The 20,071-nt window shown below is 63.4% G+C and carries 2 protein-coding genes (1 of these 2 cut by a window edge); both read left to right on the top strand.

Translation table 11 applies throughout. From position 1 onward, the window contains the following. Nucleotides 1–6,826, top strand: the 3' portion of a protein-coding gene (locus J9870_RS13225; protein WP_210644686.1) for a non-ribosomal peptide synthase/polyketide synthase. Its footprint begins 22,265 nt before the window's first position; 6,826 of the gene's 29,091 nt are visible here — the last part of the coding sequence; the start codon falls outside the window, past its left edge; it ends in the stop codon at nucleotides 6,824–6,826. Further along, a complete protein-coding gene (locus J9870_RS13230; RefSeq protein WP_210644688.1) occupies nucleotides 6,823–20,004 on the top strand; it encodes a non-ribosomal peptide synthetase in 13,182 nt (4,393 codons plus the stop codon). Before J9870_RS13225 ends, J9870_RS13230 begins: the two co-directional genes overlap by 4 nt. Nucleotides 20,005–20,071: the final 67 nt, after the last annotated feature.

The following is a 20,071-nucleotide window of genomic DNA, read 5'->3' on the forward strand; positions in this document are numbered from 1 at the left end:
AGCCTTCCCGCTGACCGCCAACGGCAAGCTGGACCGCCGCGCACTGCCAGCGCCGGACGCCGAGGCCTATGCCAGTCGTGAGTATGAAGCGCCTGTGGGCGAGATCGAAGAGACACTGGCGCAGATCTGGGCCGATGTGCTCAAGGTCGAGCAGGTCGGTCGTCACGATCACTTTTTCGAACTGGGCGGCCATTCGCTGCTGGCCGTGACATTGATCGAACGCATGCGCCAGGTCGGTTTGAGCGCCGACGTGCGCGTGTTGTTCAGCCAACCGACCTTGGCTGCACTGGCCGCGGCGATTGGCAGCGGCAGGGAAGTCAGCGTGCCGGCAAACCTGATTGCTCTGGGTTGCGAACGCATCACCCCTGAGCTATTACCGCTGGTCAACCTGTCCCAGGACGCCATCGACCAGATCGTCGCCACCGTTCCCGGTAGGGCGCGCAACGTGCAGGATATCTACCCGCTGGCTCCGTTGCAGGAAGGCATCCTTTATCACCATTTGGCCGCTGAACAGGGCGACCCCTATGTGTTGCAGACGCAATTCGCCTTCGACAACCGTGAACGCCTCGACGCCTTCATCGGGGCGCTGCAAGTGGTGATCGATCGCCACGACATCTTGCGCACCAGCGTGGTCTGGGAAGGGTTGGATGAGCCGGTGCAAGTGGTCTGGCGCGAGGTGGCGCTGGCGCCGCAATGCATTGTTCCAGAGGCCTCGGCTGGGGATATTGCCACCCAACTGGCCAGCCGCTTCGATGCCCGGCACTATCGCCTCGACTTGGGCCAGGCGCCGTTGCTGCAATTGGCTTACGCCCGCGATGAGGCCCAGGATCGCTGGGTAGCGATCCTGCTGTTCCATCACCTGGTCCTGGATCACACCGCCCTGGATGTAATGCAGCATGAAATGCAAATGCACCTGTTGGGTCAGGATGAACACCTGAGCGCATCGGTGCCTTATCGCAACTACGTGGCCCAGGCCCGTCTGGGGATGAGCGAAGAGGAACACGAAAAATTCTTCCGCGAGATGCTCGGCGATATCGACGAGCCGACGTTGCCATTCGGCCTGGCCCAGGTCCAGGGCGACGGGCATGGCATCGAGGAAGTGAAAGGGTTTGTCGATGACGCCCTGAGCCTGCGCCTGCGGACTCAAGCCCGCCAGCTTGGTGTCAGCGCCGCCAGCCTGGTCCATCTGGCCTGGGCTCGGGTACTGGCCGTGGCCTCGGGCCAGGAGAACGTGGTCTTCGGCACGGTCCTGCTGGGGCGGATGCAAGGCGGCGACGGGGCTGACCGGGCCCTGGGTATGTTCATCAACACCTTGCCGATCTGCGTGCCCGTGGATGAGCGAAGCGTGCGGGATGCAGTGAAGACCACCCATGCACGCCTGACCGGGTTGCTGGGGCATGAGCATGCGTCCCTGGCCTTGGCTCAACGCTGCAGTGACGTGGCCTCGCCAGCGCCACTGTTCAGCACGCTGCTGAACTTCCGCCACAGTTCGCTGCAGGTGACGGATGAGGGCTTGTCGGCCTGGAGCGGCATGCAAATGTTGTCCAGCGAGGAGCGCACCAACTATCCGCTGACGCTGAACGTCGATGACCTGGGCGAAGGCTTCAGCCTGACGGTGCAGGTCGAGTCCCGGATCGGTGCGCAACGTATCTGTGACTATGTGCAGGTGGCCCTGCAGAGCCTGGTCGACTCCCTGGAACACGCGCCGCAAACGGCGGTACGCAACCTCGCGGTATTGCCTGCGGCCGAACGTGAGCAACTGTTGGAAACCTGGAATGCGCCAGAGGCGACGTACGCCCATGACGCGCTGATCCATCGTCAATTCGAGGCCCAGGTTGCGACGCAACCCGACGCGGTGGCGGTGGTGTTCGAGGATCAGGCACTGACCTACGGCGAACTCAACGCCCAGGCCAACCAGCTCGCCCATCGCCTGCTGTCGCTGGGCATTCGCCCGGATGACCGGGTGGCGATCTGTGTCGAACGCGGCCTGGATATGATCGTCGGCGTGCTGGGCATCTTGAAGTCCGGCGCCGGTTATGTGCCGCTGGATCCGGCTTATCCGGCCGAACGCATTGCCTACATGCTCGAGGACAGTTCCCCCGTGGCGATCGTGGTGCATGCCGCCACCCAAGTGCTGCTGGCCGAAGAATCCGGACGGGTGATCGAACTCGATAGCCCGGCGTTGCGCAGCCAGCCCACTGTCAACCCGCAAGTGCCTGGCCTGACGTCGTCGCAATTGGCCTACGTGATCTACACCTCCGGCTCCACCGGCCTGCCCAAAGGGGTGATGGTCGAACACCGCAACGTCGCGCGGCTGTTCTCGGCGACCCAGCCGTGGTTCGAGTTCGGTCCGCAGGATGTGTGGGCGCTGTTCCATTCCTTCGCGTTCGACTTCTCGGTCTGGGAGATCTGGGGGGCGTTGATCCATGGTGGCCGCCTGTTGGTGGTACCGCAGTTGGTCAGCCGTTCCCCGCAGGACTGCTACGCGCTGTTGTGCGAGGCCGGGGTTACGGTGTTGAACCAGACGCCGAGTGCTTTCCGGCAGTTGATCGCGGCCCAGGGCGAAAGCGATCTGCGTCACAGCCTGCGCCAGGTGATCTTTGGTGGCGAAGCGCTGGAAACCGGCATTCTCAAGCCGTGGTATGCCCGTGTAGCCAACGCCGGGACACAGTTGGTGAACATGTACGGCATTACCGAGACAACGGTGCACGTAACCTATCGTCCGCTTGAAGCGGCCGATGCGCGGTTGACCGGCGTCAGTCCGATCGGCAAGCGCATTCCCGACCTGCAGCTGTACGTGCTCGACGCCCAGCGCGAGCCGGTGCCAGTGGGGGTGGTGGGGGAGATGTACGTGGGTGGCGCGGGCGTGGCGCGGGGTTACCTGAACCGGCCCGAGTTGACCCAGGAACGCTTTATCGTCGACACCTTCAGTGGGTGTGAGGGAGCACGCCTGTACCGGACCGGTGACCTTGGTCGCTGGCTGGCCGACGGTAGCATCGAATACCTGGGCCGCAACGATGACCAGGTGAAAATCCGCGGTTTCCGTATCGAGTTGGGCGAAATCGAAGCGACCTTGGCCGCCTGCGAGGGCGTCAGCGAGGCGCTGGTGATTGCCCGTGAAGACACGCCGGGCGACAAGCGCCTGGTGGGTTATGTGATTGCCGCAGACGGCGCACAACCGTCAGCCACCGAGCTGCGTACACAATTGCTGGCTTCGCTGGCGGACTACATGGTGCCCAGTGCCTTCGTGGTCCTTGAGGCGTTCCCGCTGACCACCAACGGCAAGCTCGACCGCAAGGCCTTGCCCGTGCCGGATCAATCGGCGGTGGCGACCCGTGAATACGAAGCGCCGCAAGGCGAGGCCGAGACGGTCATCGCCGTGATCTGGCAAGACCTGCTGGACCTCGAGCGGATCGGTCGTCACGACAATTTCTTCGAATTGGGCGGTCATTCGCTGCTGGCGGTGAAGCTGATCGAGCGCATGCGCCACGTTGGCTTGAGCGCCGATGTGCGGGTGCTGTTCGGCCAACCGACGCTGGCCGCGTTGGCCGCCGCCGTGGGCGGGCACACGGAGGTCGTGGTGCCGGGCAACGCGATCCCGGCCGGTTGCACGCGGATCACCCCGGACATGTTGCCCCTGGCCGATCTGGACCAGGACGCCATCGACCGGATCGTGGCCATGGTGCCGGGTGGTGTGGCGAATGTGCAGGATATCTACGCCCTGGCACCGTTGCAGGAAGGGATCCTGTATCACTACATCGCTGCCGCCCAGGGCGATCCCTACCTGCAATACGTGATGTTCGCGTTCGACAGCTTCGTCCACGTGGAGCATTTCACCCAAGCGCTGCAAGCCGTCGTCTCCCGTCACGATATCCTGCGCACCGGCGTGCTCTGGGAAGGCCTGGCCGAGCCGATGCAGGTGGTCTGGCGTGAGGCACGGCTGGTGGTCGAGTCGGTTGAGCTGGATCCAGCGGCCGGGGAAGTTGCCACGCAGCTGCATCAGCGTTTCGATCCCCGGCACTATCGTTTGGACATCCGCCAGGCGCCGCTGATGCGGGTCGCTTATGCGCAAGACCCGGCCAACCAGCGCTGGGTGGGCATGTTGTTGTTCCATCACCTGGTGGACGATGCCACCTCGCTGGCCGTGCTGTCGGCGGAGATCGAAGCGCACATGCTCGGCCAGGCGCAACGCTTGCCGGCATCGGTGCCGTACCGCAACTACGTGGCCCAGGCTCGCTTGGGTGTGAGTCGCGAAGCCCATGAACGGTTCTTCCGCGACATGCTCGGTGATGTCGACGAGCCGACCTTGCCGTTCGATTTGCAGGATGTGCAGGGCGATGGTAGTGGCATCGAGGAGGTTCGCGAGGAGGTCGAGGCCGACCTCAGTCGTCGGCTGCGGGCCCAGGCCCGTCAGCTCGGGGTGAGTGCGGCGAGCCTGTATCACTTGGTTTGGGCCCAGGTACTGGGCACGGTGTCGGGTCGTGACGATGTGGTGTTCGGCACTGTGTTGGTGGGACGGATGCAGGGCGGCGAGGGGGCCGACCGGGCACTGGGGATGTTCATCAATACGTTGCCGCTGCGGGTGAGCCTGGGGCAGACCGGTGTCCGTGCCGGTGTGAAAGCGACCCATGCTCGACTGACCGCCTTGCTCGGCCACGAGCACGCCTCGCTGGTGCTGGCGCAACGCTGCAGCGGCGTCGAGGCGCCGACGCCATTGTTCAGTGCCTTGCTCAACTATCGCCACACCGGCGCGGCCGCTTCCGCCGAAGCGCTGTCGGCCTGGGACGGTATCCAGGTGCTGGGTGGCGAAGAGCGGACCAACTACCCGCTGACGTTGTCGGTGGATGACCAGGGCGAGGCGTTCAGTTTTACCGTCATGACCCCGGCCCGCGTTGGTGCACAGCGGCTTTGTGGGTATGTACGGCAGGCGCTGGAAGGCCTGATCCAGATGCTTGAGCAGACGCCAGAAGCGCCGTTGCACCAGTTGTCGATCCTGCCGCCGAGCGAGCGTCTGAAACTGTTGGCCGAGTTCAATACCGGTGGTGCCGATAACCCGCAGGAGCAGACCGTTCTCGGGCTGTTCGAAGCCCAGGTCCAGCGTACGCCGGACAGTGTCGCCGTCCTGCATGGCGAGCACGCGTTGAGCTATCGCCAGTTGGACACGCGAGCCAACCAGTTGGCGCATTACCTGCGCAAGCAGGGCGTGCATGCGGATTCGCGCGTGGCGATCTGTGTCCAGCGCAGCGCCGAGATGGTGGTCGGGCTGCTGGCGATTCTCAAGGCGGGCGGTGGTTATGTGCCATTGGATCCGGCTTATCCTGCGGAACGGATTGCCTACATGCTGGCCGACAGCGAGCCGGCTGCGGTGTTGGCCCAGGCAGCGACCCGAGGGCTCTTGTCGCAGGTCCAGGTGCCACTGATCGACCTGGACGCCGGCCCTTGGCAAGACGAGTCGGAACATACTCCGCAGGTCAGCGAACTGACGCCGGCCCACCTGGCCTACGTGATCTACACCTCCGGCTCCACCGGCTTGCCCAAAGGCGTGATGGTCGAACATCGCGGCTTGCGCAACCTGCTGGACTGGTACCTCGAAGACCTGGCGTTCGATGCTGGCGATGCCGTGCTGCTCGCGTCCTCCTACAACTTCGACCTGACCCAGAAAAACATCCTCGCGCCACTGCTGGTCGGCGCCACGCTGCACCTGGCCGAAGAACCCTTCAACCCCGGCGCCATCGTCGCGCAGATCGCCGACGCCGGCATCACGCACCTCAACATGTCGCCCAGCGCCTTCCACGCGCTGGTGGATGCCGACCATCAGCAAGCCCTTGCCTGTCTGAAACGGGTGGTGTTGGGCGGTGAGCCGATCCAGCTCGCCATGCTGGAAAAACTCCCTCTGCCACGGCCAACGGTGATCAACAGCTACGGGCCGACCGAGTGCAGTGACGTGGTCGCCTGGTACACCGCTGATAGCGATCTCGAGACCTACCGGCACCAGTCGATCCCGATTGGCCGACCGATCCGCAACATGCAATTGCATGTACTGGACAGCCACGGGCAGTTGCTGCCGGTGGGCGTACCCGGTGAGATCCACATCGGCGGTATCGGAGTCGCGCGCGGTTACCTCAACCTGCCGCAGCTCAGCGCCGAGCGCTTTATCGCCGACCCGTTCTATGGCAAGGCCGACGCCCGGCTGTACAAGACCGGCGACATCGGTCGCTGGTTGCCGGACGGCACGTTGCAGTACCTGGGCCGTAACGACGATCAGGTGAAGATCCGCGGGTTCCGTATCGAACTGGGTGAGATCGAAGCCAAGCTCGCCCAGCACGATACGGTGAAAGAGGCAGCGGTACTGGTCCGTGAGGACGTACCGGGGGAAAAACGCCTGGTGGCCTATTTCACCGAATACGCGGCGGACGAAGCGGTGGACATCGACGCGCTGCGTACCTGCCTGTTGGCGCAACTGCCGGCCTTCATGGTGCCGGTGGCCTATGTGCGCCTCGACGCCATGCCGCTGACGCCCAACGGCAAGCTCAACCGCAAAGTGCTGCCAGCACCGGACTTGGATGCCTTCATCACCCGGGGCTATGAAGCCCCCATCGGTGAAACCGAAATCACACTGGCCCAGTTGTGGGCTGAAGTACTCAACGTAGAGCGCGTTGGCCGCCACGATCACTTCTTCGAACTGGGTGGGCATTCCTTGCTTGCCGTCAGCCTGATGGAGCGGATGCGCCAAGAGGGTATGGAAGCGGATGTACGGACGTTGTTCGAGCGGCCCACGCTCTCGGAATACGCGGCAACGACAGAAAAAATGGAGATTGTCCTGTGAGTGTGATCGAACTGTTGGCGACACTAAAAGAAAAAGACGTACAGCTTTCAGTCAAGGGCGATCAGCTCGTGGTACGGGGACGCAAGCAGTCGCTGAGCGAGCCGGCGGTGCTGGCCTTGCTGCGCGAGCACAAGGCCGCGCTGATCGAGTTGATCCAGGCTGGACAGTACGACGCCAGCAAGGCCGGTGAGGTTGACATTCCGGCCAACCCCATCCCTGCCGGTTGCCCGCACATCACGCCGCAGATGCTGCCGTTGGTGACCTTGGACCAGGCGGCCATCGACCGTATCGTTGCCACCGTGCCGGGTGGTGCGGCCAATGTGCAGGATATCTACCCGCTGGCACCGTTGCAGGAGGGCATTCTTTATCACCACCTGACTGCCACCCAGGGCGATCCTTACGTGTTGCAGGCGCAGTTCAGCATTTCTCGGCGCGAACGCCTGGTGGATTTTGTCGACGCCTTGCAAAGCGTGATCGATCGTCACGACATTCTGCGCACCGCCATCGTCCGCGAAGGGTTGCAAGAGGCGGTGCAGGTGGTCTGGCGCGAGGCCCGGCTGGGGGTCAAGGACATCAGCGCCGATCTCGTCGAGGGCGACGTCATGGCGCAATTGCAGGCGCGCTTCGATCCTCGTCACTATCGCCTGGACGTCAGTCAGGCGCCGCTGTTGCTACTGGTGGTCGCCGAAGACCCGGCCAACCAACGCTGGGTCGCCATGCTGCTGTTCCATCACATGGCCCTCGACCACGCGGCGCTGACCGTTGTGCAGAGTGAAATGCAGGCTTTTCTGATGGGCCAGGCGAGGCAATTGCAGCCCGCTGTCCCTTACCGCAACTATGTCGCTCGGACCCGGCAGGCCGGCCAGCGCGAGGCCGACGAGAGGTTCTTCCGCCAGATGCTGGGCGACGTCGAGGAACCGACCTTGCCCTTTGGCCAGCAGGATGTGCTGGGCGACGGTAGTGCCATCGAAGAAAGTCATCTGACACTGGCCCCAGACCTCAGTCACCGCCTGCGCACGCAGGCACGTCAGTTGGGCGTGAGTGCGGCAAGTATTTTTCATCTGGCCTGGGCGCAGGTGCTTGGCTGTGTCTCGGGTCGCGAGGACGTGGTGTTCGGCACGGTGATGCTGGGGCGCATGCAGGCCGGCGAAAGCCTGAGCCGGGCGCTGGGCATGTTCATCAATACCTTGCCGCTGCGCGTGAACGTCGGTGCACAGAATGTGCGCGAAGGGGTGAAAAGCACCCATGGCTGGTTGAGCCGCCTGCTCAGTCACGAATATGCGTCCCTGGCCCTGGCCCAACGTTGCAGCGGCGTGGCCGCGCCGGCGCCGCTGTTCAGCACATTGCTGAACTATCGCCACAGTGCCAGCGCCGCTCAGGAGCTGCCGGCCGAGGTCAGCCTGGCCTGGGACGGTATCGAGGCGCTGGGCGCGGAAGAACGCACCAATTACCCGCTGATCCTCTCGGTGGACGATTTTTCCGATGACTTCGCCTTGTCGGTGCAAGCCACTGCGCTGATTGGCGCGCAACGCATCGGCGATTACATGCAGGCCGCCGTCGCAAGCCTGGTCAACGCCTTGGAGTCCGCGCCGGAATCGATGCTCAACAGCCTGTCGTTCCTGCCGGCGTCGGAGCGCGAACGTGTGTTGCTGGCGTTCAACGACACCGCGCGCGATTATCCCCGAGACCAGCTGATCCACACCTTGTTCCAGGCGCAGGTCGAAGCTCGCCCGGACGCACCGGCCGTACTGCACGGCAGGCAAGTCCTGACGTATCGTGAACTGAACACACACGCTGAGCGCCTGGCCGGCCACCTGATCGGTCTTGGCCTGCAAGTGGGTGAAACCGTAGCCATCCTGCTGCCGCGCTCGCTCGATCTGTTGATCAGTCAATTGGCGGTCCTCAAGTGCGCGGCGGTGTACCTGCCGCTGGACGTCAACGCGCCGGCCGAACGCCAGCAATTCATGATCCAGGACAGCTGCGCCGTGCTGGCGTTGACCCACAGTACTGAGGTGTTGACCCAGGACATACGCCGGGTGGACCTGGATATTGTTGATCTTTCCGAGCTGCCGGCCCACGACGGGCAGCGGCTACAGTCGAGCGAAGCGCCGGCCTACATCATGTACACCTCGGGTTCCACGGGTACGCCCAAGGGCGTGCTGGTGCCGCATCGGGCGATCAGCCGGCTGGTGATCAATAACGGTTACGCGGATTTCAACGAGCTGGATCGGGTGGCTTTTGCCTCGAACCCGGCCTTTGATGCCAGCACTCTTGAAGTCTGGGCGCCATTGCTCAACGGTGGTTGTGTGGTGGTGGTCGAGCAGGATGTGCTGCTGGCGCAGGAACGTTTTGCGGCGCTGCTGAGCGAGCAATCGGTCAGCGTGTTATGGCTGACCGCGGGCCTGTTCCATCAATATGCCGCCGGGTTGATGACTGTATTCAGTCAATTGCGCTACTTGATCGTCGGTGGCGATGTGCTCGATCCGGCAGTGATCGCACGCGTCCTGAGAGAAGGTGCGCCAGCCCATCTGCTCAACGGCTACGGCCCCACTGAGGCGACTACGTTCTCCACCACCTACGAAGTCAAGGCGGTCGGCGAGGGCAGCATCCCGATTGGCCGGCCCTTGGGCAATACCCGGGTCTATATCCTCGATTCGCAGCTACGGCCTGTGCCACTTGGGGTGGCTGGTGAGCTGTATATCGGTGGCATGGGCGTCGCCAAGGGCTATCTGAACCGACCGGAACTGACCGCCGAGAAGTTTGTGGTCGATCCATTCAGCCAGGAAGTCCAGGCCCTGATGTACCGCACTGGCGACCTGGGGCGCTTCCTGGCCGACGGCAATATCGAGTACCTGGGCCGTAACGACGGCCAGGTGAAGATCCGTGGGTTTCGCATTGAACCGGGGGAGATCGAAGCCCGGTTGACCCAGCACGAAGACGTGAAGGATGCGGCGGTGCTGGTTCGCGAAGACGTTCCGGGCGAGAAACGGTTGGTCGCCTATTTCACCTTGCATTCGAACGATGGTGTAGCCGATATCGAAGTACTGCGCGCGCACCTGCAAGCCCGCCTGCCGGACTATATGGTACCGGCCGCCTATGTGCGGCTCGATGCGTTGCCGCTGACCGCCAATGGCAAGCTCGACCGCAAGGCCTTGCCGGCGCCGGACCAGGCTTCGATCGTCACCCGGGGCTACGAAACCCCTGTGGGCGAAACCGAAATCACCCTGGCCCGCCTGTGGCAGCAAGTCCTCAATGTCGAGCGGGTGGGGCGTCACGATCATTTCTTCGAATTGGGCGGGCACTCCTTGCTAGCGGTCAACCTGATCGAGCAGATGCGCCAGGTGGGTTTAAGTGCAGACGTTCGCGTGCTGTTCGGCCAGCCGACCCTCGCGGCGTTGGCCGCAGCAGTGGGTGGTGGCAATGAGGTCGAGGTTCCGGCGAATGGGGTCACTCCCGGCTGCGAGCGGATCACCCCGGACATGCTGCCGCTGGCCTGCTTGACCCAGGATGCGATCGAGCGAATTGTCGCAACGGTGCCGGGTGGTGTCGCGAACGTACAGGATATCTACCCGCTGGCGCCGCTGCAGGAAGGCATCCTCTATCACCATATCTCAGCCCAGCAGGGCGACCCCTACGTGCTGCAGGCGATGTTCGCATTCCAGGACGAGGCGCGTCTCGAGGCCTTCGCACTGGCGTTGCAGGGCGTCATCGATCGGCACGATATCCTGCGCACGGCGGTATTGTGGGAGGGGCTGGAGCAGCCGGTTCAGGTGGTTTGGCGCAACGCGCAATTGAGTGTCGAACAGCTGGTTCTGGAAGCCACGGACGCTGATGCGGTGGGTCAACTGCACGCGCGCTTCGACTCCCGTCATCATCGCCTGGATATTCGCCAGGCCCCGCTGATGTGCCTGCGCTACGCCCATGATCCGGCCAACCAGCGCTGGGTGGCGATGCTGCTGTTCCACCACATCGCCCTGGATCACACGGCGCTGGAAGTGGTGCAGCAGGAGATGCAGGCGCACCTGCTGGGCCAGGCCGACCAACTGGCCGCCGCAATGCCGTATCGCAACTATGTGGCCCAGGCGCGCCTGGGTGTCAGCGAGGCCGAGCACGAAGCGTTTTTCCGCGACATGCTCGGCGATGTCGACGAACCCACGCTGCCCCTGGGGTTGCAACAGGTGCAGGGTGACGGTCGCGGTATCGAAGAGGCCAGGCTTGAGATGGACGCCGGTTTGAGCCGACGGCTGCGGGCCCAAGCGCGGCAGCTCGGCGTGAGTGCGGCGAGCCTTCATCATTTGGCTTGGGCGCAGGTGCTGGGACGGTTATCCGGGCGTGAGGACGTGGTGTTCGGCACCGTTCTGATGGGGCGGATGCAGGGCGGCGACGGGGCCGACCGCGCTCTTGGCATGTTCATCAATACCTTGCCGTTGCGTGTCAATCTGGATGAGCTGGGCGTGCGCGCCGGGGTCAAGGCCACCCATGGGCGACTGACCGCATTGCTTGGTCACGAGCATGCGTCCCTGGCCCTGGCGCAACGTTGCAGTCGCGTGGCCGCGCCGGCGCCATTGTTCAGTGCGTTGCTGAACTACCGGCACAGCGCGAGCGGTTCAGCTTCGGCTGAAGCCACGGCTGCCTGGCAGGGCATGGAAATCCTCGGCAACGAAGAACGCACCAATTACCCGCTGACCCTGTCGGTGGATGATCTGGGTGACGGTTTCGTGCTCAGTACCCTGGTGTCGCAAGGGATCGGTGCGCAGCGTATCTGCGCCTATATGCACACGGCCCTCGAGGGATTGGTGCAAGCGCTGGAACAGGCACCGCAAACGCCGCTCAACCGTCTGGAGATCTTGCCGGACACCGAGCGCAACCAGTTACTGGTGGATTTCAACGCCACCAAGCGCGCCTATCCGCAGGACCAGACCGTGCTGGCGCTGTTCGAGGCCCAGGCGGCGCACCTGCCGCAAGCGATTGCGGTGGTGCATGGACAGCGCCAGGCAAGTTATGGGGAACTGAACGAGCGAGCCAATCGCCTGGCCCATTATCTGATCGGCCTCGGTGTACAGCCGGATGACTGTGTCGCGATCCTGCTGCCGCGCTCGATCGATCTGCTGGCCAGCCAACTGGCGATCCTCAAGTGTGCGGCGGCCTATGTGCCCCTGGACCGCAACGCCTCGCTGGAACGCCAGGGCTTCATGCTCGAGGATTGCCGGGCGAAGTTTTTGCTGACCTTCAGTACCGAGGTCGTTCCCGAAGGCACGCGCCGTGTCGATCTGGATAGCCTGGATCCCCAGGGGGCCGTGCATAACCCGGCACTGGCGCAGTCCAGCGAGTCGATTGCCTACATCATGTACACCTCGGGCTCCACGGGGCAACCCAAGGGGGTCCTGGTTCCCCATCGGGCCATCAACCGGCTGGTGATCAACAACGGTTATGCCGATTTCAACGAGCACGACCGGATCGCCTTTGCCTCCAACCCGGCGTTCGACGCCAGTACCATGGATGTCTGGGGTGCCTTGCTCAATGGCGGACAGGTGGTGGTGATCGACCATGAGACCCTGCTTGAACCCTCGCGTTTTGCCCGGGTGCTGGAGGAGGCGGGCGTCACGGTGCTGTTCGTGACCACGGCCATTTTCAATCAGTACGTGCAACTGATCCCTGAGGCCATTGGCGCCTTGCGCATCCTGTTGTGCGGCGGTGAACGGGCTGATGTGGCGTCGTTCCAGCGACTGTTGAGCCTGGCTCCGGGCTTGCGCCTGGTGCACTGCTACGGTCCGACCGAAACCACCACTTATGCGACCACCCTGGAAGTGAAGAGCGTGGCCGAGGACGCGCAAAGCGTGCCCATTGGTGGACCGATCTCCAATACCCAGGTCTATGTGCTCGACGCGCGCCAGCAACTGGCGCCATTGGGTGTCGTCGGCGAGATGTATATCGGCGGCAAGGGCGTGGCCAAGGGTTATCTGAATCGACCGGACCTGACTGCGGAAAAATTTATCGCCGACCCGTTCAGCCATGAACCCGACGCATTGCTGTACCGCACCGGCGACCTGGGCCGCTGGTTGCCGGAGGGCAGCCTGGAGTGCCTGGGGCGCAACGATGACCAGGTGAAGATCCGCGGTTTCCGGATCGAGCTGGGCGAGATCGAGGCCAAACTCGTCACCTGCCATGGCGTGAAGGACGCGGTGGTCATGGTGCGGGCCGACGAGCTGGGTGAGAAGCGGCTGGTGGCCTATGTCATTGCACAGCCGCAGGTCACGCTGAGCGTGGCCGCGTTGCGCGAGCAATTGTCCACGGTCCTGGCCGAATACATGGTGCCTGCGGCGTTCGTGATGCTGCCGGCCTTTCCCTTGACACTCAACGGCAAGGTCGACCGCAGAGCCTTGCCGGCGCCGCAAGCCGAGGCCTACGCCAGTCAGGCCTATGAGGCGCCGCAGGGGGAAATCGAGCAGATGCTGGCAGGTTTGTGGGCCGAGTTGTTGAAGGTAGAGCGGGTCGGTCGTCACGACAACTTCTTCGAACTGGGTGGTCATTCACTGTTGGCGATGAGGCTGATCGAGCGCATGCGCCAGGTCGAGTTGTCGGTGGACGTGCGGGTTTTGTTCAGCCAACCGACGTTACGGGCTCTGGCTGCGGCGGTGGGCGGGCACCATGACGTGGTGGTGCCGGCCAATGCGATTGTCGAAGGCTGTGAACGCATCACGCCGGACCTGCTACCGCTGGCGGCATTGAGCCAGGAGGCGATCGATCGAATCGTCGCGAGCGTGCCGGGAGGCGCGGGTAACGTCCAGGACATCTACCCCCTGGCGCCGTTGCAGGAAGGCATTCTGTATCACCACCTGACGGCGGAAAAAGGTGATCCGTACGTCCTGCAGACCCTGTTCAGCTTTGACAACCGTGCCCGTCTGGACGACTTCGCCCAGGCGTTGCAACGGGTGATCGACCGCCACGACATCCTCCGCACTTCGATGGTCTGGGAAAACCTCGAAGAACCTATGCAGGTCGTGTGGCGGCGGGCTCGGCTCAGTGTCGATGAGCTGGCGCCAGACCCGAGTGCCGGGGATACCGTCGCCCGGTTGCATGAGCGTTTCGATGCCCGGCATTACCGGCTGGATGTGCGCCAGGCGCCGATGTTGCGCCTGGCCATCGCCGAAGACGTGGCCAACCAACGTTGGGTTGCGATGCTGCTGTTCCACCATATGGTGCTGGACCATACCGGGCTGGAAACCCTGGAACGCGAGATGCAGGCCCATTTGCTTGGCAAGGGCCACGAACTGGGCGCCGCGGTGCCTTATCGTAACTACGTGGCCCAGGCGCGCCTGGGTGTCGGCCAGCAGGAACATGAAGCGTTTTTCCGCGAGATGCTCGGCGATATCGACGAGCCGACGCTGCCGTTCGGCTTGAAGGACGTGCAAGGCGATGGCACCGGTGTCGAGGAAGTGAAACTGGCGCTGGCGCCGGGCTTGTGCCGTCGCCTGCGTGCACAGGCCCGTCAGTTGGGCGTCAGTGCGGCGAGTGTGATGCACTTGGCCTGGGCGCAGGTGTTGGGCCGTGTCAGTGGCCGTGACGAAGTGGTCTTTGGCACCGTGCTATTGGGGCGGATGCAGGGCGGTGAGGGCGCTGACCGGGCCCTGGGCATGTTCATCAACACCCTGCCACTGCGGGTGAGCCTGGGTAGGCAAGGTGTATACGATGGCGTGAAGGCTACGCACAAGCGGCTCACCGGCCTGTTGGGCCACGAGCACGCTCCGCTGGCACTGGCTCAGCGCTGCAGCGGTGTGCTTGCACCGACGCCGCTGTTCAGTTCGATGCTCAACTATCGCCATTGCGGGGTCGAGGTGACGGCTCAGGCGCTGACGGCGTGGCAAGGCATCGAGTCGATTGGCGGCGAAGAACGGACCAATTATCCCCTGGCGCTTGCCGTGGACGATGAGGGCGAGGGCTTCAGCCTGGTGGTGCAGGCGCTTGCCGGGACGGGCGCGCAACGTGTCGGCGAGTACATGCAGACCACGCTTGAAAGCTTGGTCACGGCCCTGGAACAGGCGCCGGAGACGCCACTGTACGAACTTGCGAGCCTGCCCAAGGCCGAGCGCGAGTATCTGCTGGAAGGATTCAACGCCACTACGGTCGATTATCCGCAAGGCCTGACGCTGCATGGCTTGTTCGAGGCTCGGGTTGCGACGAGTCCGGATGCGGTGGCTGTGGTGTCTGACGAAGCACAACTGAGCTACGCAGAGCTGAATCGCCGCGCCAACCAGATTGCCCATCAACTGCTTGCTCTGGGTATCCGCCCGGACGACCGTGTGGCGATCTGCGTGGATCGCAGCGTGGAGATGGTTGCGGGCCTGCTGGGCATCCTCAAGGCGGGTGCGGCCTATGTGCCGCTCGACCCGGATTACCCGCTCGATCGGCTGGCCTATATGCTGGAAAACAGCGCGCCATCAGTGGTGCTGACCCAGCGTGCCTTGCAAACCAGCCTGCCGGCGACCACTGCCCGAGTCATGCTGTTGGACGCGGCCGACGAAGAAGGCTTTTCGACGCAGCCAATCAGCAACCCACAGGTCGAGGGCCTGCAAGCCAGTCACCTGGCCTATGTGATCTACACCTCGGGTTCGACTGGTCAGCCCAAAGGCGTGATGAACGAGCACGGCGCGGTGGTCAACCGCCTGTTGTGGATGCAGGACGAATACAAATTGAGCGCCGCGGACGCGGTGCTGCAAAAGACCCCATTCAGCTTCGACGTGTCGGTGTGGGAGTTTTTCTGGCCGCTGTTCAGCGGCGCACGGTTGGTGATGGCTCGTCCCGGCGGGCATCGCGATCCGGCCTACCTGCGCGAAGTGATCCAGGCCCAAGGCATCACCACGTTGCACTTCGTGCCGTCGATGCTCGATGTGTTCCTGGCCCATGGCGAGGCGGACGCGTGCGAAGGACTGGTGCGGGTGATGTGCAGCGGCGAGGCCTTGCCGGGGCATCTGGTGCGGCGCTTCAAGGCGCAACTGCCACAGACCGGCTTGTACAACCTGTACGGCCCGACCGAAGCGGCGGTGGACGTGACGGCGTGGGACTGCGCGGGGGCTGAAACACCCGACAGCACGCCCATTGGCAAGCCGATCGCCAATACGCGGATCTACCTGCTCGATGCCCATCAACAACCGGTGCCCCTGGGCGTGGCCGGGGAGATTTATATCGGCGGGGTCCAGGTGGCGCGCGGTTACCTGCACCGTGCGGAACTGACGGCCGAGCGGTTCCTCAACGACCCGTTCAGCACGGCCCCGAACGCGCGCATGTACAAAACCGGCGACCTGGGACGTTACTTGCCGGACGGCAACATCGAGTACATGGGGCGCAACGATGACCAGGTGAAGATCCGTGGTTTCCGCATCGAGTTGGGCGAGATCGAAGCCCGGCTGGCGCAATACGCGGGTATCAAGGAAACCGTGGTGCTGGCCCGTGAAGAGGCGTCAGGCGAGAAGCGTCTGGTGGCTTATTTCACCACGCACGCTGCCGAGGACGCTGCCGATATCGAAGCCCTGCGCGGCCATCTGCAAGGGCAACTGCCGGAATACATGGTGCCGAGCGCCTACGTGCGCCTCGACGCCTTGCCGCTGACCCCCAACGGCAAGCTCGATCGCAAGGCCTTGCCAGCGCCGGATCTTTCGGCGGTGATCGCCCGTGAATACGAGGCGCCACAAGGTGAAGTGGAAACCAGCATTGCCCTGATCTGGGAGGACTTGCTCAAGCTTGAACAGGTTGGTCGTCACGACAATTTCTTTGAGCTGGGCGGGCACTCGCTGTTGGCGGTGAAAATGATCGAACGCATGCGCCAGGTGGGCTTGAGCGTCGATGTCCGGGTTTTGTTCGGCCAGCCCACTTTGGCCGCGTTGGCCGCCGCCGTCGGTGGCTACCGGGAAGTCGTGGTGCCGGCCAACGGTATCCCGGCCGGTTGCACCCGCATCACACCGGACATGCTGCCGCTGGCGGATCTGTCCCAAGAAGAGATCGATCAGATTGCCGCAACGGTGCCCGGCGGCGTGGCAAACGTCCAGGACATCTATGCCCTGGCGCCGTTGCAGGAAGGGATCCTCTATCACCACTTGGCCGCCGCCGAAGGCGACCCCTATCTGCAACAAGTGATATTCGCTTTCGACCGTTTCACGCGCCTGGAGGATTTCGCCCACGCGCTGCAAGCCGTCATTGCCCGACACGATATCCTGCGCACCGCCGTGCTCTGGGAAGGCCTGCCCGAGCCGATGCAGGTGGTCTGGCGTGACGCGCCATTGAGTGTCGAGTCGGTCGATCTGGATCCGGCCCAGGGTGACATCGCCACGCAGTTGCACCAGCGGTTCGACCCGCGGTTCTACCGCCTGGACATTCGCCAGGCGCCGATGATGCGGCTCGTCTATGGGCAAGACCCGGCGAACCAACGCTGGGTGGGCATGCTGTTGTTTCACCATCTGGTGGACGACGTTACGTCACTGGCGGTGCTGTCCGCGGAAATCGAGGCGCATATGCTCGGCCAGGCGCAGCGGCTGCCGGCATCGGTGCCGTACCGCAACTTCGTGGCCCAGGCCCGCTTGGGCGTGAGCCGTGAAGCGCACGAAACCTTTTTCCGCGACATGCTCGGCGACATCGAAGAGCCGACGTTGCCGTTCGATTTGCAGGATGTGCAAGGCGACGGCAGCGGCCTCGAAGAGGTGCGCCAGGAGGTCGAGGCCGACCTGAGTCGCCGGCTGCGGGCCCAGGCGCGACAGCTTGGGGTGAGCGCGGCGAGCTTGTATCACCTGGTTTGGGCGCAGGTGCTGGGTAAGGTGTCGGGCAAGGACGATGTGGTGTTCGGTACGGTGCTGGTGGGTCGGATGCAGGGCGGCGAGGGTGCCGACCGGGCGCTGGGCATGTTCATCAATACCTTGCCGTTGCGAGTGAGTGTCGGGCAAACCGGCGTTCGTGCAGGTGTGAAAGCGACCCACGCTCGCCTGACCGCATTGCTCGGTCATGAACACGCCGCCTTGGCGCTGGCGCAACGCTGCAGTGGTGTGGCCGCGCCGACGCCATTGTTCAGTGCCTTGCTCAACTACCGCCACACCGGCGCGACAGTATCGAGCGAGGCACTGTCGGCCTGGAACGGTATCCAGATTCTCAGTGGCGAAGAGCGGACCAACTACCCATTGATGTTGTCGGTGGATGACCAGGGCGAGGCGTTCAGCTTTACCGTCATGACCCCGGCACGCATTGGTGCGCAGCGGCTTTGTGGTTATGTGCAGCACACGCTGGAGAATCTGGTCCGAATGCTGGAGCAGACGCCGGAGGCGCCGCTGCATCAGTTGGCGATCCTGCCGGCCTCGGAACGTGAGCAACTGCTGGTGAAGTTCAACGCCACCGAAGCCGATTACCCGCAGCAGCAGACCATTCATGGGTTGTTCGAGGAGCAGGTGCAGCGTACGCCGGATGCCGTTGCGGTGATTCGTGGGGAGCAGCGCCTGACTTATCGTGAGTTGAACGTGCGGGCTAACCGTTTGGCCCACTATCTGCGCACGCAAGGGGTGAAGCCCGATTCTCGAGTGGCGATCTGTGTCGAGCGCGGCATCGACATGGTCGTGGGCTTGCTGGCGATTCTCAAGGCCGGTGGCGGTTATGTGCCATTGGATCCAGCCTATCCGCTGGACCGCATCGCCTACATGCTGGAAGACAGTGCGCCAGCGGCGGTGTTGGCCCAGGACGCGACGGTCGAACTGCTGGCCGGCGCTTCGATGCCAGTGATCAATCTGGACAGCGGGCTGTGGCAGGACGAGTCCGTCCGGAATCCGGTGGTTGCCGAGCTGACTTCAGCGCATCTGGCCTATGTGATCTACACCTCCGGTTCCACTGGTTTGCCCAAGGGCGTGATGATCGAACACCGCAACACGGTGAACTTCCTGACCTGGGCCCATCGTTCCTTCGATGAGGCCACGTTGTCGAAAACCCTGTTCTCGACCTCGTTGAACTTCGACCTGGCCGTCTACGAGTGCTTCGCGCCGCTGACCTGCGGCGGCAGCATCGAAGTCGTGACTAATGTGCTGGAACTGCAACAGGGCGAGCACGACATCACCCTGATCAACACCGTGCCTTCGGCGCTCAAGGCCTTGTTGGAGTCGGGCGGTGTAGGCGAGGGCGTCGACACGGTCAACGTTGCCGGCGAAGCGCTCAAGCGCAGCCTGGTGGAAACGCTGTTCGAACAGACCCAGGTCAAGCGCCTGTGTAACCTCTACGGCCCTTCGGAAACCACGACCTACTCAAGCTGGGTGTCGATGGCCCGTGAAGAGGGGTTTGCGGCACACATCGGCAAACCGGTGGCGAATACCCAGTTCTACTTGCTGGATGAGCACCAACAACCGGTGCCATTGGGCGTGCCGGGCGAAATCTACATCGGCGGGGCTGGGGTCGCTCGTGGGTATCTCAACCGCGACGACCTGACTGCCGAACGTTTCCTCAAGGACCCGTTCAGCACCACGCCAAATGCCCGGATGTACAGGACGGGCGACTTAGGTCGTTATCTGCCGGACGGCAACATCGAGTATCTGGGTCGTAACGACGATCAGGTCAAGATTCGCGGTTTCCGCATCGAGCTGGGCGAGATCGAAGCCAAGCTCGCCCAGTATCCGAAGCTCAAGGAGACCGTGGTCCTGGCCCGTGAAGATGTACCGGGCGACAAGCGTCTGGTGGCCTATTTCACCCAGCACTCGCCGGACGAAACGTTGGACATCGAAGCCCTGCGTACGTACCTGCAAGCGCAGTTGCCGACCTATATGGTTCCCGCTGCCTACGTGCGCCTGGATGCATTGCCGTTGACCCCCAATGGCAAGCTCGACCGCAAGGCGCTACCGACCCCCGATAGCAATGCGTACACCACGCGTGTGTATGAGGCTCCGGTGGGCGACATAGAGGTCAAGCTTGCGGCGTTATGGGCGGAGTTGCTCAAGATCGAGCGGGTGGGGCGTCATGACCACTTCTTCGAACTGGGAGGTCACTCATTGCTTGCCGTGACGCTGATCGAGCGCATGCGCAAGGACGGCATGGAGGCCGATATCCGTGTGTTGTTCGGCCAGCCCACCCTGGCCCTCGTGGCTGCCGCCGTGGGCGAGGTACGGCATATCGATGTGCCGGTGACGAAAATTCCCGCGCTCACGCGCAAACGCAGTATCTGAGTCGACAGCTTCACCTGAAGGGTGAATGCCCTGTCCCGGGCTTTGCGGGCAGGGCGCTCGCCCTGAA

Origin of the sequence: Pseudomonas sp. Tri1, from assembly GCF_017968885.1 — a bacterium.
Lineage (GTDB): Bacteria > Pseudomonadota > Gammaproteobacteria > Pseudomonadales > Pseudomonadaceae > Aquipseudomonas.